The organism is Actinosynnema sp. NPDC023658, from assembly GCF_040639995.1.
Classification (GTDB): Bacteria; Actinomycetota; Actinomycetes; order Mycobacteriales; family Pseudonocardiaceae; genus Actinosynnema.
The window spans coordinates 1-2,893 of sequence record NZ_JBFAAX010000724.1; the positions used below are offsets into that span (position 1 = coordinate 1).

At 73.5% G+C, this 2,893-nt stretch carries 2 protein-coding genes; both read left to right on the plus strand.

Annotated elements, in window-relative coordinates; translation table 11 throughout:
- On the plus strand, nucleotides 1-849 hold an 849-nt coding region (locus AB0G02_RS33810), incomplete at its 5' end, for a LacI family DNA-binding transcriptional regulator (protein ID WP_360802513.1).
- A 168-nt stretch (nucleotides 850-1,017) separates the two neighbouring features.
- Nucleotides 1,018-2,893: beta-galactosidase (locus AB0G02_RS33815; RefSeq protein ID WP_360802516.1), on the plus strand; the 1,876-nt coding region annotated here is incomplete at its 3' end.

Sequence of the window (2,893 nt, forward strand, 5' to 3'; positions counted from 1 at the left end):
CTGGTGGTGCCGCTGCGCGCCGACGTGTACGTGCCGATCATGATGCAGATCGCCATCTCGGTGACCGTCGCCGCGCGCCGGCACGGCTACGACGTGCTGCTGATCACCAACGACGAGGGTCCGGAGGGCGTGCGCCGGGTCGCCGCGAGCGGCCTGGCGGACGGCGTCATCCTGATGGACGTCGAGCTGGACGACCAGCGCATCCCGGTGCTGCGCGAGCTGGGCACGCAGGCCGCGCTCATCGGCCTGCCCGACGACCGGCGCGGGCTGTCCTGCGTGGACCACGACTTCGCCGCCGCGGGCGCGCTGTGCGCCGACGAGCTGGCCGACCTCGGTCACCGGGAGGTCGCGTTCATCGGCTACGGCTCGGGCGTCTACCAGCGGCACGCCGGGTACGCCGAGCGCACGCTGGCGGGGTTCCGCCGGCGGGCCGAGGAGCGCGGCCTGCGGTTCGTGCACCGCCCGTGCGAGGGCACCTACGAGAGCACCGCCGGGACGCTGGCCAGGATCTTCGCGGACCGGCCGGGCACCACCGGGTTCGTGGTGCAGAACGAGGGGGCGATCGGGCCGCTGCTCAGCCTGCTGCGCACCAGCGGCCGGACCGTGCCCGAGGACACCTCGGTGATCGCGCTCTGCCCCGAACTGCTGGCCGAGCAGTACGCGCCGGCGCTCACGGCCGTGACGGGCCCGGCCCAGGAGCTCGGCCGGGTCGCCATAGAGCAGGTCATGGCCCGGATCTCCGCGGTCGGGCGGGACGAGGAGCCGGAGGACGAGCTCGTCCTGCTCACCCCCGTCCTGACCGTCCGCGAGAGCACCGGACCCGCACCCCAGCGGGACCTCCACACCTGAGCGCCGGAACACCCGGCACCCGAGCACCACCACCGTTCCGCGTCCGGCCGCCCGCGCCGAACGCGAGAAATTCTCACCACCGCCAGGAGCAGCCATGCACTTCCGCGATCGCGGCGACGCCCTCGAACGGCGTGCCCGGGGCGAGGCACGACGCGTCGAGGTCCGGGCATGACGGCCCGCGAGCTGACCGACCGGCTCGGCGGCCTCGCGTTCGGCGGCGACTACAACCCCGAGCAGTGGCCCCGGGAGGTCTGGGACGCCGACCACGCCGCGTTCGACCTGGCAGGCATCGACACGGTGACGGTCGGTGTGTTCGCGTGGGCGCACCTGCAACCCGCCGAGGACCGCTACGACTTCTCGACGTTGGACGCGATCGTGGAGCGCGCGGCGGCCGAGGGCAGGCGGATCGTGATGGCCACCCCGAGCGGCGCGATGCCCCCGTGGCTGGCGCAGGCGTACCCGGAGGCGTGCCGCGTCGACTTCGAGGGCCGTCGGCACGTCTACGGGCAGCGGCACAACGCGTGCCCGTCGTCGCCGGACTTCCGCCGGCTGTCCGTAGAGGTCGCCGGGCGGCTGGCCGAGCGGTACGGGGACAACCCGGCCGTCGTCGCCTGGCACGTCGGCAACGAGTACGGCGGCGCGTGCTGGTGCCCGAGGTGCGGCGAGGGGTTCCGGGAGTGGCTCACCGAGCGCCACGGCGACCTCGACGGCCTCAACCGGGCGTGGAACACCACGTTCTGGTCGCACACGTTCACCGACTGGGCGCAGGTCCAGCCGCCGAACGCGCTGTCCGAGCACTGGCGCGGGCCCGACCACACCGCGTTCCAGGGCATCACGCTGGACTACAAGCGGTTCATGTCCGACGCGCTGCTCAGCGGGTTCGTGGCGGAGAAGGCGGCCATCCGCGAGCACTCGCCGCACACGCCCGTGACGACGAACATGATGGGCCTGTACCAGCCCGTCGACTACCACCGGTGGGCGCCGCACCTGGACTTCGCGTCCTGGGACAACTACCCGCCGGAGGACCGGTCGTCGGCCCGCACGGCCGCGCGGATGGCGTTGGCGCACCGGCTGATGCGGGGGCTGCGCGGCGGCGACCCGTTCTGGGTCATGGAGCAGACCCCGTCGGTCACCGCGAGCCGGGACGTCAACCCCGTCAAGCGGCCGGGCGTGCTGCGGCTGTGGTCGTGGCAGTCGGTCGCGCACGGCGCGGACGCGGTGCTGTACTTCCAGCTCCGGCAGTCGCGCGGGGCGTGCGAGAAGTACCACGGCGCGGTGCTCGACCACGCGGGCCGCACGGACACCCGGCTGTTCCGCGAGGTCGCGGAGCTGGGTGCGGAGTTCACCCTGGTCGGTGACGCGCTGCTGGGCGGTCGCACGCCCGCGCGGGTGGCGCTGCTGCTCGACTGGGACAGCTGGTGGGCGGTCGAGATGTCCGACGGCCCCAACCGCAACGTGCGCTACCTCGACGTGCTCACGACCTACCACCGGGCCCTGTGGCAGGCGAACGCGTCGCTGGACGTGGTGCCGGTGACGGCCGACCTCTCCGGCTACGACGTGGTCGTCGCGCCGTTGCTGCACCTGGTGAAGGGTGACCTGGCCGAGCGGGTGACGGCGTTCGTCGAGGGCGGCGGCACGTTCGTGACCACGGCCCTGTCCGGCCGGGTGGACGAAAACGACAACGCGTTCCCGGCCGACGTGCCGGGTCCGTTCGCGTCGCTGCTCGGGTTGCGGATCGAGGAGACCGACGCCCAGCAGCCCGACGTGGTCAACCCGGTGACCCTGTTCGGGGTCGAGCACGAGGCCCGGCACGTGTTCGAGGTGGTCGTGCCGGACGACGCGGAGGTGCTGGGCACCTACGGCGCGGACTTCTACGCCGGCACGCCCGCCGTGACCCGGGCGGCACGGGGGCGCGGCCACGCCTGGTACGTGGCCACCCTGCTGGACGACGCCGGTGCGGCGGCCGTCGTGCGCACGGCGCTGGAGGCGCACGGGTTGCTCGGGCCGCTGCACGACGTGCCCGACGTCGAGGTCACCGAACGCG